Raw genomic sequence first — 25,911 nt, 5'->3', positions numbered from 1 at the left:
GAACAGCGGGGAGAGGGACATGGACGGACAGAGCGACGCGGAGAGCGGCGGGCGGCAGCCGGTCTCCGGCGACGAGCCGGCGGGTGCGGATCCGCCGGGCGGGATCGTCATCGGGGAGTTCGGCGGAGGAGCCACCGCCGTCGGCAGGAACGCGAAGGCGGAGGACGCCGGCAGGCGGATCGGCCGGGCGGACGGCGTGGCCGGGCCGCCGCCCGTCGTGGCGCCGCTTCCCGGTGGCATCTCCATCGGACGGATGACCGGCGGCGCGGCGGCCTCGGGCCCCGGCGCACAGGCCATCGACCGGTCGCACCGGTTAATCGAGGCGACGCCCCAACTCATCGACGCACTGCTGCTGTTGCGGGGCCAGACGGGCGTGATGGGGGCGGAGGCCGCCGAGGCCGAACGGGAGATCCGGGACACCGGCGGGGTGGAGCGGGGCCGGCTGCAGCGGCTGGGAGCGCTGACGGCCCGGGCGGCCCGGTCCGTGGGCGAACAGACGGCGGCCGGGGTGGCCTCCGGGGTGATCAGCGGAATGCTGACATGACCGGATGGGAGACGGAGAACCAGCGGTGGGAGCCCTCCCCCGACCCGGACGCCCAGCGGCGGCACACCAGGGAATGGGGGCTGCGGGCCGCGGCCTCCGTACTGGCCTCGGCCGTGCTGGCCACGGTCGCCTTCGGAGGCATGCTGCTGCTGTTCGATGACAACGAGGCACAGGGTGCCCAGACGTCGGCGGAGACCACCCCCGGGGCGAACGGGACAGACGAGTCGGAGGGGACCGACGGGACGGAAGAGACCGACGGGACCGACGGGTCCGACGGGTCCGACGGGTCCGACGGGTCCGACGGGTCCGACGGAACGGACACCGGGGCCGCGTCCGAACCCCCTCCCGGCTTCGGGATCCGGGAAGACGCGCAGGGCTTCCAGGTACAGGTCAGGGAGGGCTGGGAACGCAGGGAGGAACAGCGCGACGAGGGCGTCGTCGTCTACTACGAGACGGACGGCGGGGACGGCCTGCTTCAGGTCTACCGGATCTCCGAGCCGGACTACACACCGGCCGACGCGCTGAGGGAGACGGACAGGATCATGGGCCGGACCGAGGGTTACCAGCGCATCCGGCTGGAGGAGGCGGACGCCTCCGGCGGATCGCAGAGCGCCGAACTGGAGTACCTCGTGACGCGCGCCGACGGAACGCAGCGGCGGGCGCTGCTCACAGGGTTCGTCGACGAGGAGGAGGTGAGGTGGGTGGTCCTGGTCGCCGGGCCCGACGAAGAGTGGGACGCAACGTACGCGGAATCGGCCAGGGTGGGCGCCGCCTCGTTCTGCGCCCAGGCCTACTGCGCGGCCACGCCCTGAGCCACCGTGTCCCCCTCCTCCCCCTCCCGCCCCGGCCGCTCGGTCCAGGCGCAGCCGACCGGTACGGGCTGCCCGTCGCGCGGGGCGCACCAGCTCACCCGCCCCCACTCACCCGCCTGTTGGCCCAGGGCGACCGGCACGCTCCAGGGGCGGCCGGAGAGCCCTCTTCCGACCGCCTTCACGCACGCCTCCTGGACGGTGAAGATCCAGGCGAACTCCCCTCTGCGCCTCTCCTCCGGCACGGCGATCAGCGCTTCGGCGTCCGCGGGCGAACAGCACAGGCGCAGCAGTCGGCGGCCGACGACGGACGGGGTCTGCACGTCGACACCGACGTCGCGGCCTCTGCCGACGGCCGCGGCGACCCAGCCGGAGGAGTGCGAGAGGCTCACCCCCAGACCGGGCCGGCCGGGCAGGTACGGCCGGCCGCCCGGCCGTGCGGCGACCGGCCCGTCCCGGAGGTCCTCGCCGATCTCCCGCAGCAGGGCGCGCAGCAGGGTCCGCGAAGCGGCGTACTCCACGGCACGCCACGGCGGCAGCCGCGAAGCCGCCGCACGGTCCCTCACGGTGACCGGCAGCGCGTCCAGCACCTCCTCGTTCCGGCCGACCAGGTAATGCACGCCCTCGGCGGCCGTGCGCAGCCGGGCCGGGCCCGGGCCGGTGGCGTTCAGAGCCGGTCCGGCACCCGCCGCAGGTTGCGGATCGGGCGGGCGATCAGGAGCGCGGAGGCGGTGAGGAAGGAGACCACGACGCCCACCATGAGCACCGTCTTGGGGGAGAACAGGCCGACGGCGGGGCCGGCCAGCGCGCTGCCGATCGGGTACATGCCGACGGAGCCCGCGACCTCGTACGCGTGGATGCGGTTGAGCATCTCGCCGGGCACCTGGGTCTGCACGCTGGTGGACCACATGACGCCCCAGATGCCGATCCCGGTCCCGACCGCGACCTGGGCGAGCATGAGCAGCGAGACCGGCCAGCCGAGCACGATGCCGAGCGGGTAGAGGGGGTACGCCATCATCGCCACGGCCCCCGCGGCGAGCGGCCGTTCGGGCTTGTAGCGGATCGCCAGCAGACCACCGATGATGGTTCCGGCGCCCAGCGCGGCGTTGACCAGGCCGAAGGCGCGCGCACCGTGTTCGGGCACGATGACACCGGCGGCCAGCGAGAGCTGGGGCCCCCAGGCGAGCACCGCGTAGAACATCCAGATCACGATGACGCCCCAGAGCCAGCTGCGGGACCAGAACTCCCGCCAGCCGACCGCCAGGTTGTGCCACATGGACTCGCCGGCCGGCGGGGCGGGCACCACGCCGAGCTTGAGCACGAACAGGCATATCGCGCTGGTCCCGTAGGCGACGGCGGAGATCACCATCACCCAGCCGGTGGACCCGAACCCGACCAGGGTTCCGGCGAGTGCCGGGCCGCCGAGGCCGGTGATCGCCTCCGACGTACGCAGGATGCCGTTGGCGCCCTGCACGTCCCGGGAGACCAGCGGCACGGTCGAGGCGGCGCCGGGCTGGAAGAGCGCGTTGGCGGTACCGGCGACCACCAGCAGCGAGTACAGCTGCCAGAGGTGGTCGATGCCGTGGATGAACAGGAGGGCGAGCAGGACGTGCGCGACCAGGTTGGCCAGGTCCGCGATGATCATCATCCGGCGGGCGGTGAACCGGTCGGCCAGCACTCCGCCGAACAGCACCAGGCCGGCGAACGGGGCGACCAGGAAGGCCATCGAGTAGCCCGCGGTCTCCAGGCCGTACCCGTCGATGAGCAGACCGGCCGCGACCGCGACCGGCAGCATGGCCCAGCTGAGCAGGCCCGCGCTGCGGCCGACGAAGTAGAACTTGAAGTTACGGGACCAGATCGCCGGTTCCCCCGCGGACGGACCCCCGCCGGACCCGCCGGGGCCGTCCTTGGGCGGCGGAGGAGGCGGTTCCGCCGCAGCGTGCTCTGCCAAGCGCTCTTCCATGGCCGTTCAAATCCTTCAGTCGTTGATCGGGGTCTTCAGGGGGTGTTCAGGGGCGTCTTCGCCGGCAGCCTGGTCATGCGCCGCCTGTGGGGGCGGCCGTCGCCGCGAGTTCCCCCACGGTGACCAGTTCCAGGCCGCGTTCGAGCAGGCCCTCGATGATCGACGGGAGGGCCTGTACGGTCTGGCCGCGGTCGCCGGCGCCCTCGTGCATCAGCACCACCGAGCCCGGTCCGGCGCCCTCCAGGACGGTCGCGGCGATCCGCTCCGGCCCCGGCCTCGACCAGTCGCGGGCGTCCACGTCCCACATCGTCACGGTGGTCGGGTGCCCGTCCAGGGCGGCCAGCACCTCGGGGGTCAGGGACCCGTACGGCGGCCGGAACCAGGCCGGGGCCCGGCCGGTCAGCCGGTCCAGCTCCTCCGCCGTGCGGTCGAGCTGGTCGCGCAGCTCCTGGGCCGTCAGGTCGGGCAGGAAGGGGTGCGACCAGGAGTGGTTGCCCAGCTCGTGGCCGGCCGCGTGGATCCGCCGTACCTCGTCGGGCAGCGCCACGACATGGTGGCCGACACAGAAGAAGGTCGCGCGGGCCCCGTAGCGCTCCAGGATCTCCACCACCTGGCGGGTGTACACCGGGTCGGGGCCGTCGTCGAAGGTGAGCGCGACCCGGGGGGTGTCGCGGCGGCCGTGGTCGAAGCAGCCTCCGGCCTCCGTCAGCGCCGCCCGGCCCGGCTCACCGCGCCGTACACCCTCGAAGTACTCCTCCGCGCGGCCGGCCAGCGTGCCGCTCTCGGCGGTCACCCGGGCCAGCGCACCGGGCGCGGTCCGGGCCTGCTCCGCGAGCTGTCCGGCGGTCACGGAGCCGAACCGGGGGCGCGGGGGCAGCAGCCAGGGGTCCGCGCGGTACACCTCCAGGCCTGCCGCCGTCATCGGGCCGTCGAGCAGCCCGTTGGTGGAGTCCAGGACCACGGCCGGGGCCTCGCCGTCGCCCAGTTCCCGGAGCCAGGCGATGAGTTCGGCGACCCGGCCGCCGCCCCAGCTGCTCGGCTCGGCGACCCGGTGTCCCGCGTCGTCCAGGACTTCCACCCGGTAGCCCGTCTCGGTCCAGGCGATTCCCGCGTACTGCTTGCTCATCGGTCCCCCAGCGCTGTCGCCTCGGCCACGATCAGCCCCTCGACCCCGCGGAGGAACTCCTCCATCCCCGTACGGCTTATGACGGCCGGGTCGGCGGTCATGGCCAGGTCCAGGGCGCCCGGCGCGGTCAGCGCGTCCACCGCGATGGAGACGTTCCTGCGGGGCAGGAACTCGGTCGGCCAGGTCAGTTCGGTCCGGCCGGTCAGTTCGCTCAGCGGGGCCGTCGGCCGCTCCACGGTGTCGAACGGGCCGACGGCCGGGTCGCGGGTGTCGTTCCACCAGTACGAGTGGTCGGCCGCCGCCTCCTTCTCGATCAGCCCCGCCACCTCGCGGTCCAGCGCCCACTTGTCGTACGCGGCGTGGCGGAACGCGCCGAACGCGACGGACCTGGTCCGCCGAACCGCGTCCGCGAAGTCCTTGTCCGCGTCCGTGAGCCGGAACAGCGCCTCCTGCGCCACCGTGGAGACCGTCGCGGCGGCGGCCGGCTGGAACCGGTTGCCCACCACCACCTGGAAGAGCACATCGCCGCTGCCGGACGACAGGGCCAGCTGGTGGGAGACCGCCCCCAGCAGCACGGCGGCGTCGCTGACCCCCAGCTTCTCGGCCACCTGCCCGACGGCGACGGCCAGCGCGGGCGAGCGCAGCAGCGCGTTGGGGAAGCGCCGGGTGGGGTCGTCCGCGAGCTCCGGGGCGGCGGGGTTCCGGAAGATCTGCCGGGGCCCGGCGGTGAGCTGCTCGATCCAGTAGCGGCGGGCCGCCTCGTCCCGGCGGCGGCCCAGCGGGGACGCCTGGACCTCCGCGGCCTCCAGGGGCTGGACGGCGGGGCGGGAATCCCGCAGCGACACGGCGGTCTCCCCCGCCTGGACCGACTCCAGGTCGCGGAGCAGCCGGCCGAGGCCCCAGTAGTCCATCCCGGTGTGCGCGCCGACCAGCACCAGGCGGTGGACCAGGCCCCCGCTCTCCACCAGGCCGACCCTCAGGGGCCACTCCCGCGTGTGGTCGAAGGAGCGCCCCGCCAGCTGCCCCAGCAGGGCTGCGCTCACCTCGGGGGCCAGCTCCGCCGAGCTCGTACGGATCTCGACCGGAAGCTCACCGCTGCCGTCCACGACCTGCTCCAGGCCGTCCTCGCCGTGCGGCAGGAACCGGGTGTGCAGGCTGTCGTGGAGCAGGAGCAGCTCCGTCAGGTCCGCGAGGACGCGGGAGACGGGGCGGGGCGGGGAGACGGGGAGCTCGACCGGCAGGTTGTAGCGGGGGGCGTCGTCGCCGAGCCGGGAGACGACCCCCCAGATCGCCCGCTGCCCCCAGGTCGCCGGGCCGGTCCCGGCTCTCGCGGAGTCCAGCCTGATGGTCCGGTACTCGGCCGTCGTCATCGTGTTCCCGCCTTCCCTTCCGTTGCTTCGTCGGATGTCCGTCGCTTCGTCCGATGTCTGTGGTGGCTCTGTGCTCTCTGTGCTCTCTGTGACTCACTGCAGTGGCCGGGCCGGACACCTCACCGCGTCCGGCCCGGCCGGGTGCGCTACGGGGTGCCGGCGAAGAGCGCCACGTGGGTGCGGCCGGTGCGGGGGTCCGTGTCGCAGAGCACGACCCGCCGGTGGTCGCGCTGCCACTCCTGCCAGTGGTCGGCCAGCTCCAGCCAGAGGCTGGTGCAGTAGCTGCCCGGGGCCACCCGGTGCACCGCCCCGTGGTCCGGGATGTCCTCGGTGACCCAGGGCCCGAGCACCAGCAGCGTCCCGTCCTCCCCGAGCTCCCGGTCCAGGGCCGTGGCCGCCGAACCGGCCGAGTGCGCCCGGACGAACCGCAGCCCGTCCCCGGTGGAGGCGCCGAGAACGACGGCCGCGGCCGAGTCGATCAGCGGGTTCTCCTGGACCAGCGGGAAGGCGGTGGGCAGGGTGGTCTGCTCCAGCACCGCGATCACCACCTCCGCGGCCCGCCCCGAGCGGTGGTACGCCGATGCGATCCGCAGCGCGGTGAAGGGCGCGGCCAGACCCTGCTGGCCGATCGCGAAGTTGACCGCCCGGCCGCCGAGGTGCTCGGTCAGGTGCGGTGCGACGGCGGTGAACGGCACCACGTCCGGGAGGGCGTGGGCGACGATCGCCAGCTCCGGCCGGCTGCCGCCGACGCCCTCGTCGGCGACGAGCAGGTCCACGAGGTCGCGGTGGTGGACGTGCGGTCCCCGGCTCAGCAGCTCCTCGTCCGGCTTCTCCCCGAAGGGGGTGAGCAGGTCGCGGAAGTAGTCGAGGGCGGCCGGGACGCCTTCCGGCGCCCGCCCCCGCGGTGAGCGCACCGATGCGGCGGCGCGGACGGCGAGCCCGCTCATGACGTCCCCTCTTCCTTGCGGATGGCGGCCTCGACGTAGTCGGCGAAGGAGCCGAGCGTCCGCAGGTCGTCGATGTCGAGCCCCTCCGGGTCGACCGAGATCCCGGTCGCCTCCTCGACGCTCATCAGCATCCCCAGTACGGCGATGGAGGTGAGCTGCAGTTCGTCGAAGAGGGCGGTCTCCTCGGTGAGCCCGCTGACCGGCCGCTCCAGCACCTCACTGAGCGCGTTCTCGATGGTCAGCAGCAATTCCTGACGCTCCATCAGACACCGCCTCCCGCACGGTGGGTGATCACCATCGCGCCGAAGGTCGCGCCCAGGCCGACGGAGACCAGCAGGTAGTGGGCGCCGTCGACCAGGCGGCCCTCGTCCCGCAGGGTGGTGTAGTTGACGAAGACGTCGGAGGCGTAGGTGTGGCTGAAGCGCGGGACGTTGTCCAGGAACACCTTTTCCGGCTCCACCTCCAGCTCCTTGATGGTCTGCCGCCACGCCAGCTTGTTGACGTTGTGCGGGATCACCAGGTCGACCTCGTCGAGCGTCAACCCGGCCTCCGCCAGGGCCTCGTGGATGACGTCGGCGATCCGCCGGCCGTACTGCTCCCCGAACTCGGTGTTCTGCTCGGGGGTCAGCTCCAGCCACTGGGCGTACTCGCCCAGCGTCCGGATGGCGAAGGACCGGACCACATCGCCCTCGCCGTCCAGGGTGATCAGACAGGAGGCCGCGGCATCCGCCATGATCGAGGTGTTGGGGATGTGCTGGACCATCGGCGAGTACGCCTGCTCGCCGGTGACCATCAGGGCGTACGCACCCTCGGCGCCCTCCGCGCGGAGCAGTTCGCCGAGCACCTCGATGGCGCCCAGACTGCTGACGCAGGCCTGGTGGCTGAAGCCGAAGGCCTCGGCGTCGGGCAGACCGAGGTCCGCCCCGACCACCTGGGCGATGTCCACGTCGGGCGGGGCCACCGCCTGGGTGGTGTGGGCGTACGCCAGGTACTCCACCCGGCCGTCCTCGGGCAGGGCCTCCAGGGCGGCGCGGGCGGCGGGCCGCAGCAGGTCGAGCAGCGGGAGCTCGGGGTCGAAGCGGAGGGTGTCCAGGCCGTAGAACTTGCGGAACACCCCGAGCTGGGCCCTGTGCAGGCCCAGCCGCTCGCCCAGCTCCTCGATCCGTACGCTGCGTTCGGGCAGGTACGACTCGATCCGCTCCAGGGTGATGCGCCGGTCCTTGGTCGGCTGTCCCATCAGTCCGTCACGACCTCGGCGCGGATCAGCCACAGCCGGTTGGCGCCGCGGCGGCCCCGCGGCTGCACCTCGTACGGCCAGCGGCCCTCGCCGGCGCCGGGCTGGCCGGGCTCACGCAGGTCGGTGGTCTTCCAGCCGTTCGCGGTCAGGAACTCCTCGGGCTCGTCGGTGCCGAACACCCACGGCGTGCCGTCGGCGGCGAGGTGGTCCAGGAAGCGCTTCGAGAACGGGCTGCGCAGCATGGCGCGCCCGAGGAGGTCGAAGGCCAGGTGGCTGCCGGGGGCCGAGGCGGAGGCGAGCAGCTGCAGCAGTCCGCCGGCCTGCTCCTCGGTGAGGAAGAAGGTCAGCCCCTCGGCGACCCACAGGGTCGGGCGGTTGCGGTCGAAGCCGGCGGCCTCCAGGGAGGGCAGCCACTCCTGGGTGAGGTCGGCGGAGACCTCGCGCCGGTCGGTGCGCGGCTCGGCCCCCAGCGCGTCGAGCCGGCGGCGCTTCTCGGCGATCAGCAGCGCGTGGTCGACCTCGTAGAGCTCGGTGCCGTCGGGCCAGTCGAGCCGGAACGCACGGGTGTCCATGCCCGCGGCGATCAGCACCACCTGCTGGATCCCGCTCCCGGCGACGATCTCCCGGATCGCGTCGTCCAGGAACCGGGTCCGGATGGAGATGAACGGCAGCACGCCGCCGCCGACGTAACGCTCGATCAGTTCGAAGCCCCTGGGCGCGGCCAGGTCGCGGGCGAGCGGGTCGACGAACAGCGCGTCCTCCCGCTCGGACTCCTGTGCGCGGGCCGCGGCCATCCACTGTGCGGTGTAAGAGACTGCATCCATGGTGAAGACCCCTCCTCGGGATCGGAAGAATCCTGGGGATCAGGCGAAGAACGCCTTTTCGATGGTGGCGAGGGTCTGGAAGTCCTCGATGTCGATGGCGTCGAAGTCGATCTCGACGCCCGCCGCGTCCTCGATGGTGTAGACGAGCTCGACGAAGGCGAGCGAGTCGACCAGCCGGCTCTCGATGAGGTCGACGTCTGCGGCGAGCTCGGTGCGCTCGGGGTGACGGCCGAGGATCCAGTCCCGGACCTTGTCGATACCTGCGGAACTCATGGCATTCCCTTCGAAGTCACTGATCCAGCGAGATGGGTCGGTCGAGAGGTGGTGGCGGCCGCGACGGCGATCGCGAAGCCGGCGTCGTGGCTGATGCTGACGTCGATCGGGCCGAGTCCGGCGTGCTGCGCCAACTCGGCCGCCGTGCCCGAGAGCCGGACCCCGGGCCGGCCGCCGGGGCCGCGCAGGACCTCGATGCCCTGCCAGGGGACCGGCCTGCCGACAGCGCCGAGGAGCTTGAAGACGGCCTCCTTGGCGGCCAGCCGGCCGGCGATCCCGGCCCGGTCGGGGGCCCCGTCAGGGGTCCGGGAGGCGGCCAGTTCCTCGGTGGAGAGGAACCGTCTGAGCACCGGTCCGATGTCGGGGTCCAGCAGTTCGCCGACCCGGGCCAGCGGCACGAGGTCGACGCCGATGAGGGGCTGGCTCACGACGGTTCGGCGGCGGTGCGTACGGCGTCGAGCGCGGCACCGAGGTCCGCGTCGAAGTGCTCGGTCAGGACGGCGAGCCAGCGCTCCAGGCCGAAGGCGACACAGGAGGTGTAGGCGTGCTCCCCGGACTCCAGGCGGATGGAGCACCGCTCGCCGAAGAAGTTGCGGTGGGTGTTGACCGAGGCGATCGCCAGGTCGCCGTACTGGAACTCGTACTTGACCGGGCTGAGCTTCTGCATCAGGGCCCGGCCGCTGTCGTTCTGGAAGAACGGGTCGCCGGCCGCTTCCCGGCCCAGCTCGATGCCGAGCGCGGCGGCGAAGGACTGGATTCGCCCGGTGAAGCGGGCCAGCACCTCCTGGGTGTGGTCGAAGCTGCCGAGCGCGACGATCTCGCGCATCTGGAAGCTGGCGAGGCGGCGCAGCCCGCTGTAGTGGTCCTCGTTGCGGAAGCACCGGTTGACCAGGGTCACCAGGGAGTCGTCGGCGACCTGGCCGCCCTCGTGGAAGAGGTACGCGCCGTAGCAGGTGGCGTGCGGCAGCCCGTAGCGCGCCTCGGTGACAGCCCCGGGCCCGAACTTGCCTGCCACCGGTTTGAACTGATCGTCCGTCAGTTCCAGCGAACCGGCCACCCAGGCGAGGTGGGGGAAGTTGGTGTAGACGTCGAACTTCTCCAGGTCGGTCACCGGGAAGAGCGGCGGGGCGCTGATCTCCTCGGCGCCGTCCGCCAGCCCCCAGCCGGTGAAGATCCGGTCGAGCTCCTTGACGAGCGCGGTGGCCTGCGGCCCCAGGATGGCCAGGGCGGGCTCGCCGTCGCTGCCGGTAAGTCGGGTCGCCGTCATCGGATGAGTCCCGTCTTCTCCAGGTACTTGGCGGTCTTGCGGAAGGTGCGCAGCTCGGCCTCGGCCCGGGCCGGGGATTCCAGCAGGGCCCGGCGCAGCTCGTGCGGGCGCTCGATACCGGCGTCGCGGTACACCTGGGGGTGGTAGAGGGATTCGAAGCTGTGCTTCATGTAGCGGCGCAGGTACGTGGAGACCTCGTCCAGCTCCTGCTCGGTGGCGGTCTGCTTCAGGTCCTGGTGGAGCAGGTTGACCAGTTCGCGGCCGAAGGCGATGTGCCGGGACTCGTCCTGGTGGTGGATCCGGTTGATGCCGCGGATCGTCTCGTGCAGCCGCTCGTCCTCGGCCATCGCCGAGTTGAAGTGGTCGACCAGCTCCTCGAAGATCAGGATGCGGGCGAAGACCAGCAGGCTCCGGATCTTGTCCGAGGGGACGGCCGCCTCGGCGCCGCCGGCCGGCTGCCGGTAGATCTTCTTGCCGTAGCGCAGGCAGAATTCGGCGAAGAACCACATGTGCTCGTTCTCCTCACCGATGAAATGGTGGAAGAACTCCGACGGTGTCTCGAATCCGGCGGTGTGAATCCGGTTGACCACCTCGACGAGCAGTTCCCGGATGCCGTGGACATTGAGACTGTAGAAATTGACACTCTCATGCTTGGAAAGCGTGTGGAGCTGCTCGGGAGTGAGCTTCTCGGCCCATTCCGTCCCGTATGTGGTGGTGAGCTCGGGGCTCATCCACCACATGTCCTCGGGGAGCTGGTCCGGCCACTCGAAGAGCCGGTACGGGTTGTAGTAGTCATCGATCGACTTGGTGGCGAGCCGGTCCAGGATTCCCCGAAACCGGTCGTTCCGGTCGATCACGTCGCTGACCATCGAGTGATTCCTCCGTTCGCTTCGAGGCTCTTTGCTGAATCCAGATTAGGAATCCGGGCACGGGTTCCTCAATGCCCGGAACCGGCTGCCGAATTCGGCCAGTGGGCCGTTCCGGTTCTGGTCAGGGATTCCCTCACGGAGTTGCTCGATGGCCGGAACCGGCTGCCCTATCCGGTCAGCGGTCGGACCGGCCCGTGACGGGCGCGCGGCGATTTCCACGCGACCGTCATGGGGCGCGCGGCGATGTCCACGCGTCCGCCACGGGCGCGCGGCAAGCTCCACGCGTCCGTCACCGGCGCGCGGCGATCTCCGCGCGCAGGGCGGCGTTCTCCTCCTCCAGCCGGGCGAGGCGTTCATGGACCGGGGCCAGGGCCTCGGAGACCTCGCGCTGGCTGAAGCGGGGGGTGATGTGGTTGGGGCAGTTCCAGGCGTACGCCTCGACCCGGATGGTGACGATCTGTTCGACCTTGCCCTCGGTACGGGGCGACTCCAGGCGCTCGGCGAGCTCAAGGTGCTCGTCGACCGGCAGGGCGGTGGCGTGGCCGAACAGCTTGAGGCGGGTCTGGCGGGCGTGGTCGATGAAGAAGAGCGCGACCCGGTCGTCACCGCGCACGTTGCCGGTGGTGACGTACTGCCGGTTGCCCCGGACGTCCAGAAAGGCGAGCGTGCAGGGGTCCAGGATGTGGACGAACCCCTGCGGGCCGCCCTTGAACTGGATGTACGGCCAGCCGGTCTCGCCCACACTGGCGAAGAGGAAGCCGTCGAGGCTGCGGATGAAGTCGGCCGACCGCGCGTCGAGCGGATCGGGCTCCTCGACCGGTTCCCGTACCCGGCGGCCGGCCGCCTTGGCGCTGCCCATCTCCTCCTGGACCTGGCGTACCGCGGTGGTCTGCGCGAGTTGGTTGAAGCGGCTCATACGGCACTCCTCAGGGCCAGGTCGACCAGGCCGGTTCGGGCGGCCAGCACGCCGGCCTGGAAGCGGCTGCTGGCTGACAGGTCCTGCATGATCGTGGCCACATGGCGGCGGAAGGTCCGCTCGGACATGCCCACACGGCGGGCGATGACCTCGTCCTTGGCACCGGAGGCCAGCAGGGAGAGCAGGGTCACCTTCAGCTCCTCCATGGTCCCGGCGTAGCCGGCCGCACCGGAGTCGAAGTCCACGGCGGACTCCCAGACCCTGGCGTGCAGTCCGGCCAGGAAGGCCGCGACCGTACTCTCGTAGACGACGGCGATCTCACCGTCCTCACCGGACGGGATGAAGGCGGTCTTCCGGTCGAACACCAGGAAGCGGTCGCTCACTTCCTTGGTGGTGCGCACCTGGCCCCCCGCGGGCAGGAGTTCACCGAGGTGCGCGCGCGTCCCCGAGTCGCCGCGCGCGGTATGGGGGTAGAGGATCCGCCCCCGCGCACCGCGCCGCAGCGCCTCCAGGACCAGCGGGCGGGCCAGCCGCAGCTCACGGGTCTCGCGGGCCACGCAGGGCTGCATCACCAGGACCTCGGTGGTGCAGCTCTGCGCGGCCTCCAGCAGCCGCAGCTCGATCTCCTCCTGGTCACCGGTGATCACCACCGGCTCGGTGCGGGTTCTGGCCTGCTTCTCGAAGGCCGCCACGAAGGAACTCAACTGCCCCTTGAATCCGGCGAGTCGGTGGCGGCTGTCGAGGATCTCCCGCTCCAGGGGGACCAGCAGCTCCATCTGGGCGGCCTCCGGACTGACCGCGACCAGCCGGTCCGTGCCACCCTCCGCCGCTTTGACCAGGCGCAGTTCGCGCAGCACGCCGACCGCCTGCTCGGCACGGTGCGCCGGTACACCGAGCTCCTCCGCGATCCGGGCCGGATCGAACGCCCCTCGCCCGATGGCGCGTTCATAGACAGCGATCACGAACTCGTCCATCTCGTCCGCCCGTTGGTCTCCCCCGAGCGGGGCCTGTGCCGCGAATTGCATCGTTACCTCATTCTGAGCGCGCGGATGATGTTGGCCTGGCCGAAGGGGAGAGCGGCCGGAACATGCCCCGCACAGGCGGCTGCGAAGGCCACCGGGAGCTGGGGCGACATGTCACCTCATGAGTCGGCACGGGGACGGGCGGTGGGGTGCGAAGCGGTTCGGTGCCGCCACAGTACGGTCCCGGACTGGTCGGTCTCCTACAGCTGGACCAGAGGCCGACGAGCACCCCGGGAGGCCGGTTCGGGCCGGACAGACCGGTGCTGGCCTAGGGTTACGCCGCCCGCCGCCGGCCGGCCCGGGGTGACCGGCAGAACTCGTACAACTGCCGGAGTAGTTGTCCTGCCGCCGGAGCCCTCAGCAGCTCAGCCCCAGGCTGACGACACCCTCGACGGCCGCTGCCGCGTCGCCGCGCCGGGTGAGATCGCGCGCGAGGTAGTCGCAGCCGTTCTCCCGGTGCGCCGCGCCGATGCGGCGCAGCGCCAGCGCCTGCCCGTCGGGCCAGCCGGCCTGCCGCGCGAGCTCCAGCCCACTGCCGAACAGCTCCACCGCCTGCGCCCTGTTCGCCAGCGCCCAGTGGCATTCGGCGCGCCGCAGCTGGGCGGCGGCCTGGGCCCGCAGCTCGCCGTCCGCGACGGCGGCGAAGAGTCCGGCGGTCGCGACCTTGAGGCACTCCCCCGTGTACATCCCCACCGAGAGGAAGCTGTGCAGGCTCTCCGCCAGCCGCCAGGCGATGGTGGTGAAGCCGGAGCCGGCCGCCTGCAGCACGGCGCCGGCCAGGTTCTCCCGCTCGCTGTCCAGCCACTCCGAGGCCTCGCCGTGGTCCGAGAAGACCAGCGCGGCCGAGGGCGGGGCCCCGGCGGACGGGCCCGCCCCCGGCTCCGCCGGGTAGAGCAGCCGGGCCGCCGCGTCGGCGTGGTAGAGGTACCACTCGAAGAGCCGCTGTCGGGCGGCGTGCGCCTCCTGGCCGCTGACCAGTTCGCGGGCGTAGGAGCGCACCAGGTCGTGCAGCCCGAAGCGGCCGGCCGCCCGCTCCCGCACCAGATGGGCATCCGTCAGGCTCACCAGCAGCCCCGCCGACGCGGCCGAGGTCGAGTCCGTCAGCGCTGCGGCTCCGTTCACCGAGACGTCCGGTCCCGGCATCAGGCCCAGGAGCCGGAACATCCGCCGGGCCTCGGCCGGGAGCGCGAGGTAGGAGAGGTCGAAGGCGGCCCGCACGGTCGAGCGCCGGTCCCCTTCGATGCGCAGCCGGCTGAGCATGTCGTCGCCCGCCAGCTCGGCGCAGTAGTCGGCGATGCCCGTGTCGCGGGCCACCAGGTTGGCACCGGCGATCCGGATGGCCAGCGGCAGGCCGCCGCAGAGCTGCACGAGCCTGCGGGCCGCCTCCTCCTCGGCCGTGGCCCGGCACTCGCCGATGATGCTGCCCAGCAGCCGGCGGGCCTCGCCCGGATCGAGGACGTCCAGGGCGAGCTGGCGGGCGCCGTCGCTCGCGACCAGGCCCGCGAGCCGGCTGCGGCTGGTGATCACCACCGCACAGCCCCGGGCGCCCGGGATGAGCGGCCTGACCTGCTCCGCGTCGCGCGCGTTGTCCAGCACGATCAGCATCTGCTTGTCGGCGAGCAGCGTGCGGTACAGCGCCGCCGCCTCGTCCTCGTCCGCGGGCAGCCGGTCGGGCGGCGCGCCCAGGGCCCGGAGGAACTGCGCCAGGACGTCGCCGGGACGCAGCGTGGGAAGCGGGGAGTGGCCGCGCAGGTCGACGAAGAGCTGCCCGTCCTCGAAGTGCTTCCGCCGCGCGTGTGCCCAGTGCTTGGCGAGGGCGGTCTTGCCGACGCCGGGCGCGCCGACCACCGCCACCACGTGGGCGCGCCCCCCCGGGTCGGGCGAGAGGAGGGTGTCCAGCTCCCGCAGCTGCCGTCGCCGTCCGACGTAGGCGCCGGCCATGGCAGGCAGCTGGGCCGGGGACGGGCCGACGGGCGCCGTGCGGCCGGCCGGTGCGGGACGATCCGGGCGCTGCGCGAGGGGCAGTTGCTGGCGCAGCACCCGCAGGTGGGCGTCGCGGACCTCGGCGCTGGGCGCGATGCCCAGCTCCTTGTCGAGCCGGTCGCGCAGGCGGCTGAAGACGTTGAGCGCGGCGGCCTGCTCCCCGCAGCTGCCGAGGGTGAGGATAAGCCGGGCGTGCAGCCCCTCGTGCAGCGGCTCGGTGTTCACCATGTCCCAGAGCAGCGGGACGGCCTCCTCGGGCCGGCGCAGCAGCAGTGCCGTGTCGGCGTACAGCAGCACCGCCTTGACCCGCCGCTCGTTGGCCACCACCGCGGCCGGATGCTGGCGCAGCACCGGATCCGCGTCCGCGAGCACCGGCCCCCGCCACCACCGCAGCGCCTGCGTCAGCGACTCGTACGCCGCCCCCGGGTCCGGTGCGCGGTGCAGCCGTTCCGCCTGGGCCAGCAGCTCGTCGAAGTGGCCGAGGTCGATCTGGTTCCGGGACGCCTGGAGCAGATATCCGGTGGGCGTCCGGACGATGGTGGGCGCCGGAACGGTCCGCGGACCGCCCGGCTCCAGCAGCCGCCGCACCTGGCTGACATAGGTGTGGATCAGACTCTGGTGCGAACTGGGCGGCCCGGACGGCCAGAGCGTGTCGGTGATCTCCCGCTGGGTGGAGGGCTCGGGGTGCTTGAGCGCCAGCAGTCCGAGCAGCCGCCGCAGCATCGGACTGGTCACCGGCACGGGGTCCCGGCCGCGCTGGAGGGCGAGCGGCCCGAGGATCAGCAGCCGGGGCCGGGCAGCGCCACGCGGTGGCCCGGTACGGGTGGTGGCCAGCAGCTCCGCCAGCTCACCCCCGGTCAGCTCCAGCACCTCAGCCAGCCGTTGAAGCGTCCGCGCCTGAGGCCGCTGAACCCGGCCGCGCTCGATGTCACGGAGCGCCCGCGTACTGATCCCGGCCCGTAACGCGGCCACCTCCTGACTCAGCCCGGCCCGTCTGCGGAACGCCTGGAGCCGCGGTCCGAACGACCCCTGCTCACCTGCCGGCCCCCCCGGGGCAAGCCCCACGGCCGACGTCCTCTCCGACATGCCATCCCCCTCATCCGATGACCGCCCCCCTCGATCACGACCGGCTGCGGCATTGCGGGCCGTGCACGGCCGACTCTGCAGAGGCTTCGTCGCGGATCAGTTTGGACTAGACCAATGGGTCAGGCAAGGGGACATCCGACGCGCGGACGGGGGCGGGATTCAGGGCCGGGGTCCGGGGCCATGGACCTCGATCGCCCCGGAGGGGACCGGGAGAAATTCCGGACGCTCGGCACCACCGGAGGACACCATGCAAGAAGCCCGGCTCAGACGGGTCCGAGCCGGGCTTCCAATGGGGCCGCCTTCGGGATTCGAACCCGAGACCTACGCATCACGAGACCACGAGCGATCATGTCGGTTGGCGCCCTGTTGCGCTATCTCGTGACGTTTTCCTGATCAGAGCATATGCAGCAGCTTGGCCTGTGCCACCCCGTGCTGCACCGTCACGAGGACGACTGTCCCATTCCCACAACGCGCGGCCGCCCAGCACCGCCGCAAGGCCCAGTCCGCGAAACGCATTCGGGCCCCGGTGCCCTTGGCGCCGGGGCCCGAATGCACTGCTGCACCGCCCACCAGCCCTGATACTGCGCCGGAAAGGCGTACTGCTGGTACTGCGGACTGCGGTACTGCTTGCGGCGACCCCTGATCCACTACGGGCCACCCGGTCCGGGGCCGATCCCGTCGCCGTCCTTCAACGATCCCGGCTTCACAACTCCACCACCGCACCGTCCTGCATCCCGCAACTGCGTCAGTGCTTCACGGCAGTTCATGCCTGCCGGTGCTGCTCGACCTCTTGGCTACGGACAGGACACCAGCTCCAGCGACACCCACATGTCTACATCCGCCACAACAGATTTTCTATGGAAGCTGTCAGTGAAGTCCTACGGTACGCATAGTCGGCCTGATCCTCCGGAGCGGGGCCTCAAGGTGTGAGCGCCGCCGGAAACGGGCAGGCGAGCCAGCACGGCACAAGCGCCACAACCGATTGCAGGTGGGGTGTACGCGCATGAACAGCACGAAGATCACCATCTCAGAGGCGACCCCCGTACCGACCGCGGTCCGGGGCGACAGCGCAGCGGGCGTCAGCCAAGCCCGCCAGGCCGCCCGGGCCTTCACCGACCGCCTGGTCCCAACGCCCTGTCCGGACGTGGCGGACACCCTCGTCCTAGTGGTCTCCGAGCTCGTCACCAACGCCCTGCGCCACGGCGACGGCACCTTCACGCTCCGTCTGAACGCTCACCCCGACGCCGTCGAGGTCGCTGTCGACGACACAAGTCCGCGATGGCCGCGCATGCGGACCCCCGACTTGACCGGTTCCGGCGGCGGCTTCGGCTGGCCCATGGTCAACCGCCTCGCCCGCACGACCGCGGTCACGCACCGGGCAGCCGGAGGCAAAACCGTCACGGCCCTCCTCTCCCGCTGACACCGCCACGGACAGCAAGACCTCCGGGTCACGGGGGAGTGATTCTGGACGCCACCCTCGACGCGGCCCGGACCATCTGATGCGACTGCAACGCAGGGCCGACGCCCTCCCTGCCACTCCGTCCCCGGGCGAAGGGCGGGAACTGCTGTCCGCCGGTACACCGGAGCCGGAGCTGACGAGGCAGCCGTGCCAGGGCCGGTCGGCGTCACGGTGGAGTACCAGCTTCCCTGGTAGGTGGGCCCGCCGACTGCGCCCAGGTTCAGCGAAGGGGCGCGGAGTGGAGAGAAAGGTAGTAGTAACCGACCGCCAACAGGTGGTCGGGATCACCTGTCTCGCTGTCGGTGGTGAATCGGGGAGCGGCTTTGATCTCCTCCCGGGACGGTGCGACCTTCACCGTCTGCGCCCTGGTGTCGATGGCAATGACGGCACCGGCCGGGATCAGCACGCATCCGCCGAACTTCCAGACACCGGTGTCGACGACCAGGTGCTGCATGCCGGGCTGGTCCTGCTGACGGTCTGCGTGGCCGATGCCCCCGTCCGCGGCCTCAACGGTGAAGCCCACCAGCGGCTGGCCATCCGTGTGACCGCTGTCCTGCGCGTACATCCACATACTGCTCACAGACCCAGCCCTTCGCCCCGGCGAGCCGCGGACGGTGGCCTGGTCTCCTAGGACGGTCCCTTCCTTCCCTGCCACGTGCCGAGCAATCAGGCATTCGATGCGACGGTCGGTGCGTAGGCAAGCCAAGTCGGCTGCCGACGGAACGGGTTGGGTGGCGGCTTCCGCGACCGCCAAGGCCCTGTGGCTGAGGCGGCCGTTGTGCGAAAGGAGGGCCAGGGCCGGCCGGAGGAAGTACGGCAGCAGTATCCGGAGAGGTGGACGAATCGTTCTGGCACATGTGACGAATGATCATGGGGCCGAATCGAGCCGCAGCGCACCGGCCGGTGGTGGCAAGCGCAGAGCCGGCCCTCGTCTTCCGGAGCAAGCGCGCGGCAAGCATTCCTGCAGCCCGGCTCACGCCCGAGGGCAGGCCTCTGACGAAGCGATGAACGGGAGTACACCTCTGTACAGCCGGCTCGCCGAAGAATGGTCAGCCGAAGGGGCCACCGTCCCCTGCCGTCCTGACCCGCTGTGGCAGCGTCTGGTGTCCTACGAACACTTCAGGCGTGAGACGGAAAGCACGTTGCGCCGACTCCATCTAAGAGCAGAAGCCCCTTGGGAGGCCCAACGGGGCCGGTTCGACTGAAGGCTCCCGAGGTGGTCCGCGCCTCGCCGGTGTCTCAGGGCTGTCTCGGCACCTCGCCACCTCCGCTTCCGGTCTCATGAGCTCCACTCTCGCCAGGCCGGGAAGTCGGTCACGGCCGCGCTCCGGCCCTCTCGCTGCTGTCCATGGATGGACAAGCAGCTCATGTCTTCCGACTGCGCCGAACGGCCTCCCCAAGCCAGGTCCTCACCGGCGTTCCTGCCACCTCATTCCTTGGATCAAGGCCGGTACCCGCTGGTGTCCCCGCCCAGGGTGTCGGCAGACGCAGCACAGCGGCTGCGCATCCTTGCGGTCGGCTCGCGGCGCATCACCAGAACACGACACCCGCGGCGAGAGCAGACCAGTCGGGTAGGGGGCTCGTCGCCCGACCGAGTAGGTAAGCCGTACCCTGCGGTGGGGTAACTTCCCTGTCGTGCTCGGCCGGAAAGTCGTGTCGCCAGGCACGTACACGCGGGCACGCTGGCGGGAGGTCGCTTCCATGCGGGACAGCGAGAAGGACGGTCTGGGTGAGGCACTGGCCGCGGCGGAGGCTGCGCCGCCGGTGGAGTCCGTCGACGTCATAGCCGCTTCTTTGCGAAGACAGCTCGGGGCCCGGTCGGTATCGTTCCTGATCACCGACTTCACGGGCGCCTCCGTCGTCCGCCTGGGCACCGCGGATGACATCGACCTGGAGCGTTCCGCAGACCCGATCGCCGTCTCCGGCACCGTCTACGACAAGGTGATCCGGACCCAACGGCCGCATGTGGAGGCCGCAGAGGGCGGTGCGTGGACGCGGGTGATCGCACCGGTCACCAATCGCGGGGATGCGCTCGGACTGCTGGAGCTCCATCTGCCCCAGCACCCCGGGGCGGACACGCTGCTGAGAATCAGCCGGAGTGCCCACGCCCTGGCCTACATCATCATCGCGAACCGGCCCTTCACCGACCTGTATCAGTGGGGTCGGCGTACCTCCCCGCTGGGCCTGGCCGCCGAGATCCAGCACCGGCTGCTGCCCACGTCGCTGGCCTGCGAGGCGGCCCAGTTCGCGGTCGCCGGGGCCTTGGAGCCGGCCGAGCATGTCGGCGGCGACACCTTCGACTACGTCATAGACCGCGACTACGTCCAGCTGTCCGTCACCGATGCCATGGGGCACGACGTGGACGCCGCGCTCCTGGCCACGCTCCTCGTAGGAGCACTGCGCCGCGCCCGCAGGCAGGGGGCCGGCCTCGCCGAACAGGCGCAGAGCGCCGACCGGGCCGTGGCAGAGCACAGCGGCGGCCGCTACGTCACCGGACAACTGCTGCGGATAAGCCTGCACGACGGTCGAACCGAGTTCATCAACGCCGGCCACCCCTGGCCCCTGCGCCTGCGCGGCGGGAAGGTCGAGGAGATCACACCGGCCGTCGACATGCCCTTCGGCTTCATAGCACCCCACACCTACTCGGTCCAGGAGCTGGACTTGCAGGCCGGCGACCGGCTGGTCATGCTCACCGACGGAATGCTGGAGCGCAGCGCTGCGGATCTCGATCTGCCGGCCCTCATCGAGAGCACCCAGGACCTGCACCCGCGGGAGGCTGCCCGTGTCCTGATCGAGCACGTCGTTAGCACCCATGACGGGCGCCTGCACGACGACGCCACCGTGATGTGTCTGGACTGGTACGGCACCCAGTCCACCCGCCGCGACGCGGACCACGGCGCCGACGTCTCCGAAGCATCCCCGACGGTAGGACAGCACACCTCTCCCCCACCGGCCGCAGGACCTCGAAGCTGAAGGTGCCCGGCCGAACCCATCCCCGTAACGGAGCATGCGCCGAGCGCAAGGACCGACTCGATACGGAGGCAAGCCGTCTCGTCTCCCTCTCGGAGCAGGCGTCCGCAGGCAGGAGAAGTGTTGGCTGCGGTGCCGCTCACAGGCGGTTCAGCGCATCCGGCAACAGGGCTGCAGCGCTGTCCTGCCCGGAGCGGCAGCGCGGGAAAGCCTGCCAACTTCCGACGAATACAATCGGCCTCATGTCGAAGCCTGACGCGCTGCTTGTTGACGTTGTCGCCCTGGTGGAGTCCGGGCGCAGCAATCAGATGCCCCTGACCGTGGTCGCCGGTGGTGCTGTTATCACGGGCCGGCTGGCACCCGAAGCCGTCTGGAGGCAGCGGGTGTCGGAGGTCCTTGCGGACTCGGCCCGCCTGGGCGACTTTTCCGCCATGTTCACCACTGCTGCACCCGAGGAAGGGCCGCCCACGCATCTGCACTTCCACGTGGCGCGGATTCTGCAGGGCACGGTGGGGATCCCGGAGACCGGCGGGATGTACCGGGTCGCGATCGAGGACGTCAGCGCCTGGACGATGGGCGACTTCAGCTACTCCGACCACTGACCCGCTGCCTCGCCGGGGCACCTCGATACGCGTGAGGGTCCGGCCGGAGTGCTCCGGCCGGACCCTCACCCATGCTTGCCGACAGCTCGCGCCTGCCCGTCGCTCAGGCGGCCACAGGGGCGCCGAGCATCGCGGATGCCTGCTGCACCGGGTTGAGAACGCGGGTGGGTGCGGGGACCGGGGCCAGGTCGCGGCAGGTGAAGCCGAGCTGAGTCATGGCCCGCAGGACTTCTCCTGCGCTGAAGTCGCGGCGGTCCTGGCGTGTGATGACCTGGCCGACCTGTTTGACGGGGTAGGTGCGTCGGCCGATGATCACCGATTCGCCGGAGGCGTGCTCGGGCTTGATGCCCTTCATCGATTCCAGGACGCCGCTCCTGGTCAGGTCGAACGGGAAGCGGGCGATGACACAGCGCATGATGCCTCACAGGGAGAGAAACGAAGAGGGAGTGGTCCTGCCGCGGACGGGACGGCTCAGCGGGCGAGTGCGAGTACGCCCAGGGCACTGCCGTGTTCGTCGACCACGGGCAGGGCATCGGCGTCGCTGTAGCGCATCATGTGCCCGGCTTCGGCCATGGTGGTCACCGATGAGGTGAACGGTCCTCGGTCGCCGAGGATGTCCCGCAGCTGGACCCTGTCCGAGTACGCCGAGCTCTCACGGACTGCTGCGAGCCGGGCGTGGGTGACCAGTCCGATGCACAGGCCGCTGTAGTCGCAGACAAGCAGATGCCCGGTACGTGCACTGGCCATGACGGACAGGGCCACCTCGACGGTCATGTCGTCACAGACCTGCGGTCCGGCGGTGTCCATGGCCTCGGCCACCGTCCTGCCTACGGCTGTGGCCTGGGTCGTGCGGGGCTGCATCTGGACCAGCGTCAAAAGGTGCCTCCTGCACAGGTGAGTCAGCTTCCGGATCACGAAGTCCTCAGGCCGCCGCGTCGAAGGAGGACTGATGCGCGGTCACGCGCCGGGCCGTGGAGGCGGGGCTGCGCCGGCCGCGTGAGGACGCGCTGCGCTGACGCCGCTCGACCACCGGCGCGGTGATCGTCACGGGAATGCCCGAGGGGCTCTGGGCGCCGGTGATGCGGCCGAGTGCCTCGTCGCCGGAGCGGACCTGGGTGGTCTGGGGCACGATGCCGGCGGCGGTCATGAGGCGGGTCATGTCGCGGCGCTGGTTGGGGGTGACCAGGGTGACGACGCTGCCGGACTCCCCTGCCCGCGCCGTTCGGCCGCCGCGGTGGAGGTAGTCCTTGTGGTCGGTCGGCGGGTCGACGTTGACGACGAGATCGAGGTTGTCGACGTGGATGCCGCGTGCGGCGACGTTCGTGGCCACCAGCACGGTGACGTGCCCGGTCTTGAACTGGGTCAGGGTCCGAGTGCGCTGGGACTGCGCCTTCCCGCCATGCAGAGCGGCGGCCCTCACACCGCTGGCCAGCAGGTGGTCGGTGAGCTTGTCCACGGCCCGCTTGGTGTCCAGGAACATAATGACCCGGCCTTCGCGCGCAGCGATCTCGGTCGTTGCCCGGTGCTTGTCGGTGCCGTGGACGTGCAGGACGTGGTGCTCCATCGTGGTGACCGCGCCGGCGGAGGGGTCGACGGAGTGGACGACCGGGTCGCTGAGGTAGCGGCGGACCAGGCGGTCGACGTTGCGGTCCAGGGTGGCGGAGAACAGCATCCGCTGCCCTTCGGGGCGGACCTGGTCCAGAAGTTCGGTGACCTGAGGCATGAAGCCCATGTCAGCCATCTGATCCGCCTCGTCCAGCACGGTGATCGCGACCTGGTCGAGCCGGCAGTCACCACGGTCGATGAGGTCCTTGAGCCTGCCCGGCGTCGCCACGACAACCTCGGCGCCACCGCGCAGCGCGTTGGCCTGCCTCCCGATCGACATTCCGCCGACCACGGTGGCCAGCCGCAGCTTGACCGAGCGGGCGTACGGGGCCAGCGCGTCGGTCACCTGCTGGGCCAGCTCACGCGTCGGCACGAGGACCAGGGCCAGCGGCTGTCGGGGCTCGGCACGCTGACCGGCGGTGCGGGCCAGCATGGCAAGGCCGAAGGCGAGGGTCTTGCCGGAGCCGGTGCGCCCGCGTCCCAGGGCGTCGCGGCCCGCGAGGGTGTTGGGCAGGGTCGCCCCCTGGATCGGGAACGGAACGCTCACCCCCTGCGCGGTCAGCGCCGCCAGCAGCTGCCCCGGCATGTCGAGGTCGGCGAACGCCTCGACCGCGGGAAGCGCGGGAGTGACCGTGACCGGCAGAGCGAACTCGCCCTGGACCGCGGTGGGCCGCCGCCCCTGGCCACCCGAGCGGCCCGAACCACCGGAACGGGCCGGGGCAGCCGAACGGGTCGGGGCGGTCGAGTTGAAGTGGCTGCCGCCACGACCGGATTCGGCGGTACGGCTGCGTGCGCGGGAAGAGCGATTGTTCGTACGTGTGGGGTTCATTGAGAACCTTCCTTGATACGGCACGTATCAAGGATTTCCCGCAGCGGAAGAACAGCGCAAGGAATCACAAGAACGGGCCGAGCGAAATGCAAAAATTAAGTGAGGCCGGCGATTTATCCCGGATCGGGATGCAGGCCATGGAATGAGTCACGCCATAGGGGCGAGGAATCCAGCCCCTGGCGAGTGGGACTCCGCAGCAGTGGGCAGCGACTCTGCGGGCGAAGGTTCTGCCGCAGGTGACACCGCTCCGGGAGGATGCCCGGAGCTGGGTCCCGCACCCCGAAGGATGCGGGACCCAGCTACGAAGTGCGCGTCAGCGTCAGACGGGAACGATATTCTCGGCGGTCGGGCCCTTCTGGCCCGGTGCGATGTCGAAGGTGACCTTCTGGCCTTCGATCAGCTCGCGGAAGCCCTGGGCGGCGATGTTCGAGAAGTGGGCGAACACATCAGCGCCGCCACCGTCCTGCTCGATGAAGCCGAAACCCTTGGCCGCGTTGAACCACTTCACAGTGCCTGACGCCATGTCATATCTCCTTCGGGGGGCAGGTACGCCGAGACCCGTGATGAACGGATCCCGCGTCGCCGCGATGATGCCCCGACCGGAGAAAACCGGAAGTACAATTAAAGCTTCCACTGGTCGAAAATACCCACGCGGAAGCCTGAAGTTCTGGGAACCACAACTGCAACCGAGATCGACAGTAGCATGCCGTAATGGTCCGCGTACGGCGAATAACTCCACTCTGTTTGCCGCCGCAATAACGCTCCCGGCGCGGCGCGTTAAACCCTCACGCCGTGGCTACAGATATTGGCCCGCCCTGAGCACAGCGTTGCCGGAAGGGTGCTCACCCTTCACAGCGCGGGGATGCCGACCGTTTGTCGGCGGCGGCACACTGGAGTTCACGGTAGTCCGAAGGGCACCTCACGAACGGGGCGGTACGCGTCCGGGAAGCTGCCTCTGACGCCGCAGCCGAAGCCCTTCACCGTGTTGAAGCCGCCTGCAGACGCCGCCCCGACCAGCCGATGGACATCTTGCGCGAAGAAACAGCGGCACGACAGAGCACCCACGCCGAAGACGAGAGCATTCTTTCGAGCATGACAACCGCAGGGGAGACGGCCCTCAAGCGCACTTCCGGCAGGTGAGTCCGGCACCTGCCGGTCTTCCACCGGACGCGCAGCGCCTCAGGCGGAGGTCGGCTTGCCGGGCGGCTTGGTGTCTCGGTGATGTTCGGCGTTGATGCGCTGGGCTTCCTCGAGTTGGTCCTCAAGGATGACGATGCGGCAGGCGGCCTCGATCGGGGTGCCGGCGTCGACGAGCTCGCGGGCGCGGGCGGCGATGCGGAGCTGGTAACGGGAGTAGCGGCGATGGCCGCCCGCGGAGCGCAGGGGTGTGATGAGGCGGGCTTCGCCGATGGCGCGGAGGAACCCTTGTGTGGTGTTGAGCATTTCTGCTGCCCGGCCCATGGTGTAGGCGGGGTAGTCGTCGTCGTCGAGACGGCCGAACGAGTCGTCTGCTGTCATCTGTACCTTCCTGTGGAACACGCGTTGGAGGGGCCCTGGTGCCATTGGCACCAGGGCCCCGAAGGAACTGCTACACCATCAGCCGGCCTTGATCGGCTACGCCGGCTCTGTGTTTCCGCATACCTACCGGGAAGAGGTCCGGGGTTGCGGGGATCGCGGTTGCTTGACCGGAGACCACCTCACTCACGATGTCCTGCGGTACCCGGGCCCAACACTTCCGCCCGGGCGATCCTGATGGCGCTCAACTCCTCCGTTCTTTCCCTCTGGACAAACCGCTTCCGTACTCCTGGTGGCCTCTCACAGCACCACTTCGGCAGCCAGCCCCGTCGCCCATCCTGCATCTTCTCTGGCTTAGAACCCCACTGCCGAACTTCCCGGTACGCGCGCCGCAGCCAGACGCCATTTACCGAGGAACCACTGGTACTGCGGACTGCACTTGCTTCCTGCGGTTCTGCTCACGGCAGCCCCTGAAAACTGCGGGCCACCCGGTCCGGTCGCCAGCCCCGTCGCCATCCTGCAACAACCCTGGCTTCAGAACTCCACCACCGCACCGACCTGCACACTGCAACTGCTGAGTACTGCTGCCTGGCAGTTCATCTCTGCCAAACTCTGCTGCCCTTCTTGGCTACGAGAGAAACCATAACCACCCTGCGCGCCAATGTCTACCTCAGCCGGAACAGAATTTCAGATGC

The 25,911-nt window shown here is 70.6% G+C and carries 26 protein-coding genes; 5 read left to right on the top strand and 21 right to left on the bottom strand.

Going from position 1 to position 25,911, the window contains the following annotated elements; genetic code table 11:
• Positions 1 to 19: 19 nt before the first annotated feature.
• Entirely contained in the window at positions 20 to 544 is a 525-nt protein-coding gene (locus tag ACK8N7_RS20370) for a hypothetical protein (protein WP_403214731.1), read from the top strand.
• A complete protein-coding gene (locus ACK8N7_RS20365; RefSeq protein ID WP_403214729.1) occupies positions 541 to 1,356 on the top strand; it encodes a serine/threonine kinase C-terminal domain-containing protein in 816 nt (271 codons plus the stop codon). The genes ACK8N7_RS20370 and ACK8N7_RS20365 overlap by 4 nt, the downstream gene beginning before the upstream one ends.
• On the opposite strand, the gene ACK8N7_RS20360 is transcribed toward ACK8N7_RS20365, so the two are convergent.
• The 15 genes from ACK8N7_RS20360 to ACK8N7_RS20290 form a co-directional block, all read right to left on the bottom strand.
• Positions 1,335 to 1,973, bottom strand: a complete 639-nt coding sequence (locus ACK8N7_RS20360; RefSeq protein WP_403214727.1) for a 4'-phosphopantetheinyl transferase family protein — start codon at positions 1,971 to 1,973, stop codon at positions 1,335 to 1,337. The genes ACK8N7_RS20365 and ACK8N7_RS20360 overlap by 22 nt on opposite strands.
• 47 nt (positions 1,974 to 2,020) lie before the next feature.
• Complete coding sequence (locus ACK8N7_RS20355) at positions 2,021 to 3,304, bottom strand: MFS transporter (protein ID WP_403214725.1); 1,284 nt, start codon at positions 3,302 to 3,304, stop codon at positions 2,021 to 2,023.
• An 85-nt stretch (positions 3,305 to 3,389) separates the two neighbouring features.
• The gene (locus ACK8N7_RS20350) at positions 3,390 to 4,442 is read right to left on the bottom strand and encodes a polysaccharide deacetylase family protein (protein WP_403214723.1); all 1,053 of its coding nucleotides are present in this window, start codon (positions 4,440 to 4,442) and stop codon (positions 3,390 to 3,392) included.
• Complete coding sequence (locus tag ACK8N7_RS20345) at positions 4,439 to 5,812, bottom strand: condensation domain-containing protein (protein ID WP_403214721.1); 1,374 nt, start codon at positions 5,810 to 5,812, stop codon at positions 4,439 to 4,441. The genes ACK8N7_RS20350 and ACK8N7_RS20345 overlap by 4 nt, the downstream gene beginning before the upstream one ends.
• 146 nt (positions 5,813 to 5,958) lie before the next feature.
• Positions 5,959 to 6,759, bottom strand: a complete 801-nt coding sequence (locus ACK8N7_RS20340) for a hypothetical protein (protein WP_403214719.1) — start codon at positions 6,757 to 6,759, stop codon at positions 5,959 to 5,961.
• Complete coding sequence (locus tag ACK8N7_RS20335) at positions 6,756 to 7,022, bottom strand: acyl carrier protein (RefSeq protein WP_015609402.1); 267 nt, start codon at positions 7,020 to 7,022, stop codon at positions 6,756 to 6,758. Before ACK8N7_RS20335 ends, ACK8N7_RS20340 begins: the two co-directional genes overlap by 4 nt.
• Entirely contained in the window at positions 7,022 to 7,996 is a 975-nt protein-coding gene (locus tag ACK8N7_RS20330) for a 3-oxoacyl-[acyl-carrier-protein] synthase III C-terminal domain-containing protein (RefSeq protein WP_403214717.1), read from the bottom strand. Before ACK8N7_RS20330 ends, ACK8N7_RS20335 begins: the two co-directional genes overlap by 1 nt.
• On the bottom strand, positions 7,996 to 8,820 hold the full coding sequence (locus ACK8N7_RS20325) for a class I SAM-dependent methyltransferase (protein WP_403214715.1): 825 nt from the start codon (positions 8,818 to 8,820) through the stop codon (positions 7,996 to 7,998). Before ACK8N7_RS20325 ends, ACK8N7_RS20330 begins: the two co-directional genes overlap by 1 nt.
• A 39-nt stretch (positions 8,821 to 8,859) precedes the next feature.
• Positions 8,860 to 9,093, bottom strand: a complete 234-nt coding sequence (locus ACK8N7_RS20320; protein ID WP_015609405.1) for a phosphopantetheine-binding protein — start codon at positions 9,091 to 9,093, stop codon at positions 8,860 to 8,862.
• Positions 9,090 to 9,521: a holo-ACP synthase gene (locus tag ACK8N7_RS20315; protein ID WP_015609406.1), complete on the bottom strand. Its 432-nt coding sequence runs from the start codon at positions 9,519 to 9,521 to the stop codon at positions 9,090 to 9,092. Before ACK8N7_RS20315 ends, ACK8N7_RS20320 begins: the two co-directional genes overlap by 4 nt.
• Positions 9,518 to 10,360 carry a class-II aminoacyl-tRNA synthetase family protein gene (locus tag ACK8N7_RS20310; protein WP_500443573.1) on the bottom strand — a complete coding sequence of 281 codons (843 nt, stop codon included), beginning with the start codon at positions 10,358 to 10,360 and terminating at the stop codon, positions 9,518 to 9,520. The genes ACK8N7_RS20315 and ACK8N7_RS20310 overlap by 4 nt, the downstream gene beginning before the upstream one ends.
• Positions 10,357 to 11,229: a diiron oxygenase gene (locus ACK8N7_RS20305; protein WP_403214711.1), complete on the bottom strand. Its 873-nt coding sequence runs from the start codon at positions 11,227 to 11,229 to the stop codon at positions 10,357 to 10,359. The genes ACK8N7_RS20310 and ACK8N7_RS20305 overlap by 4 nt, the downstream gene beginning before the upstream one ends.
• A 289-nt stretch (positions 11,230 to 11,518) precedes the next feature.
• Entirely contained in the window at positions 11,519 to 12,145 is a 627-nt protein-coding gene (locus ACK8N7_RS20300) for a pyridoxamine 5'-phosphate oxidase family protein (RefSeq protein ID WP_403214709.1), read from the bottom strand.
• Complete coding sequence (locus tag ACK8N7_RS20295) at positions 12,142 to 13,170, bottom strand: LuxR C-terminal-related transcriptional regulator (RefSeq protein WP_403214708.1); 1,029 nt, start codon at positions 13,168 to 13,170, stop codon at positions 12,142 to 12,144. Before ACK8N7_RS20295 ends, ACK8N7_RS20300 begins: the two co-directional genes overlap by 4 nt.
• A gap of 354 nt (positions 13,171 to 13,524) precedes the next feature.
• The gene (locus ACK8N7_RS20290) at positions 13,525 to 16,236 is read right to left on the bottom strand and encodes a BTAD domain-containing putative transcriptional regulator (protein ID WP_500443571.1); all 2,712 of its coding nucleotides are present in this window, start codon (positions 16,234 to 16,236) and stop codon (positions 13,525 to 13,527) included.
• A 1,003-nt stretch (positions 16,237 to 17,239) separates the two neighbouring features.
• On the opposite strand from ACK8N7_RS20290, the gene ACK8N7_RS20285 reads away from it, so the two are divergent.
• Positions 17,240 to 17,656 carry an ATP-binding protein gene (locus ACK8N7_RS20285; RefSeq protein ID WP_500443569.1) on the top strand — a complete coding sequence of 139 codons (417 nt, stop codon included), beginning with the start codon at positions 17,240 to 17,242 and terminating at the stop codon, positions 17,654 to 17,656.
• 259 nt (positions 17,657 to 17,915) lie between these two features.
• Here the strand turns inward: ACK8N7_RS20285 and ACK8N7_RS20280 are convergent, their stop codons facing one another.
• A complete protein-coding gene (locus tag ACK8N7_RS20280) occupies positions 17,916 to 18,260 on the bottom strand; it encodes a PRC-barrel domain containing protein (RefSeq protein ID WP_500443567.1) in 345 nt (114 codons plus the stop codon).
• 1,136 nt (positions 18,261 to 19,396) lie between these two features.
• Here ACK8N7_RS20280 and ACK8N7_RS20275 point away from each other — a divergent pair.
• Complete coding sequence (locus ACK8N7_RS20275; RefSeq protein WP_403214700.1) at positions 19,397 to 20,668, top strand: PP2C family protein-serine/threonine phosphatase; 1,272 nt, start codon at positions 19,397 to 19,399, stop codon at positions 20,666 to 20,668.
• 239 nt (positions 20,669 to 20,907) lie between these two features.
• On the top strand, positions 20,908 to 21,267 hold the full coding sequence (locus ACK8N7_RS20270) for a GvpU-like protein (RefSeq protein ID WP_403214698.1): 360 nt from the start codon (positions 20,908 to 20,910) through the stop codon (positions 21,265 to 21,267).
• A gap of 103 nt (positions 21,268 to 21,370) precedes the next feature.
• Here ACK8N7_RS20270 and ACK8N7_RS20265 read toward each other — a convergent pair whose 3' ends face one another.
• The 5 genes from ACK8N7_RS20265 to ACK8N7_RS20245 form a co-directional block, all read right to left on the bottom strand.
• The gene (locus ACK8N7_RS20265) at positions 21,371 to 21,682 is read right to left on the bottom strand and encodes an SCO5918 family protein (protein ID WP_403214696.1); all 312 of its coding nucleotides are present in this window, start codon (positions 21,680 to 21,682) and stop codon (positions 21,371 to 21,373) included.
• Between the two features lie 56 nt (positions 21,683 to 21,738).
• A complete protein-coding gene (locus ACK8N7_RS20260) occupies positions 21,739 to 22,143 on the bottom strand; it encodes a CBS domain-containing protein (RefSeq protein WP_403214694.1) in 405 nt (134 codons plus the stop codon).
• 46 nt (positions 22,144 to 22,189) lie between these two features.
• The gene (locus ACK8N7_RS20255; protein ID WP_403214692.1) at positions 22,190 to 23,701 is read right to left on the bottom strand and encodes a DEAD/DEAH box helicase; all 1,512 of its coding nucleotides are present in this window, start codon (positions 23,699 to 23,701) and stop codon (positions 22,190 to 22,192) included.
• A 319-nt stretch (positions 23,702 to 24,020) separates the two neighbouring features.
• On the bottom strand, positions 24,021 to 24,224 hold the full coding sequence (locus tag ACK8N7_RS20250; protein WP_403214690.1) for a cold-shock protein: 204 nt from the start codon (positions 24,222 to 24,224) through the stop codon (positions 24,021 to 24,023).
• A 656-nt stretch (positions 24,225 to 24,880) separates the two neighbouring features.
• Complete coding sequence (locus ACK8N7_RS20245) at positions 24,881 to 25,219, bottom strand: helix-turn-helix domain-containing protein (protein WP_403214688.1); 339 nt, start codon at positions 25,217 to 25,219, stop codon at positions 24,881 to 24,883.
• Between the last annotated feature and the right edge of the window lie 692 nt (positions 25,220 to 25,911).

The sequence above is a fragment of the Streptomyces griseobrunneus genome (assembly GCF_046713465.1).
Taxonomy (GTDB): domain Bacteria; phylum Actinomycetota; class Actinomycetes; order Streptomycetales; family Streptomycetaceae; genus Streptomyces; species Streptomyces microflavus.
This window is presented reverse-complemented; position numbering and strand designations above follow the sequence as displayed.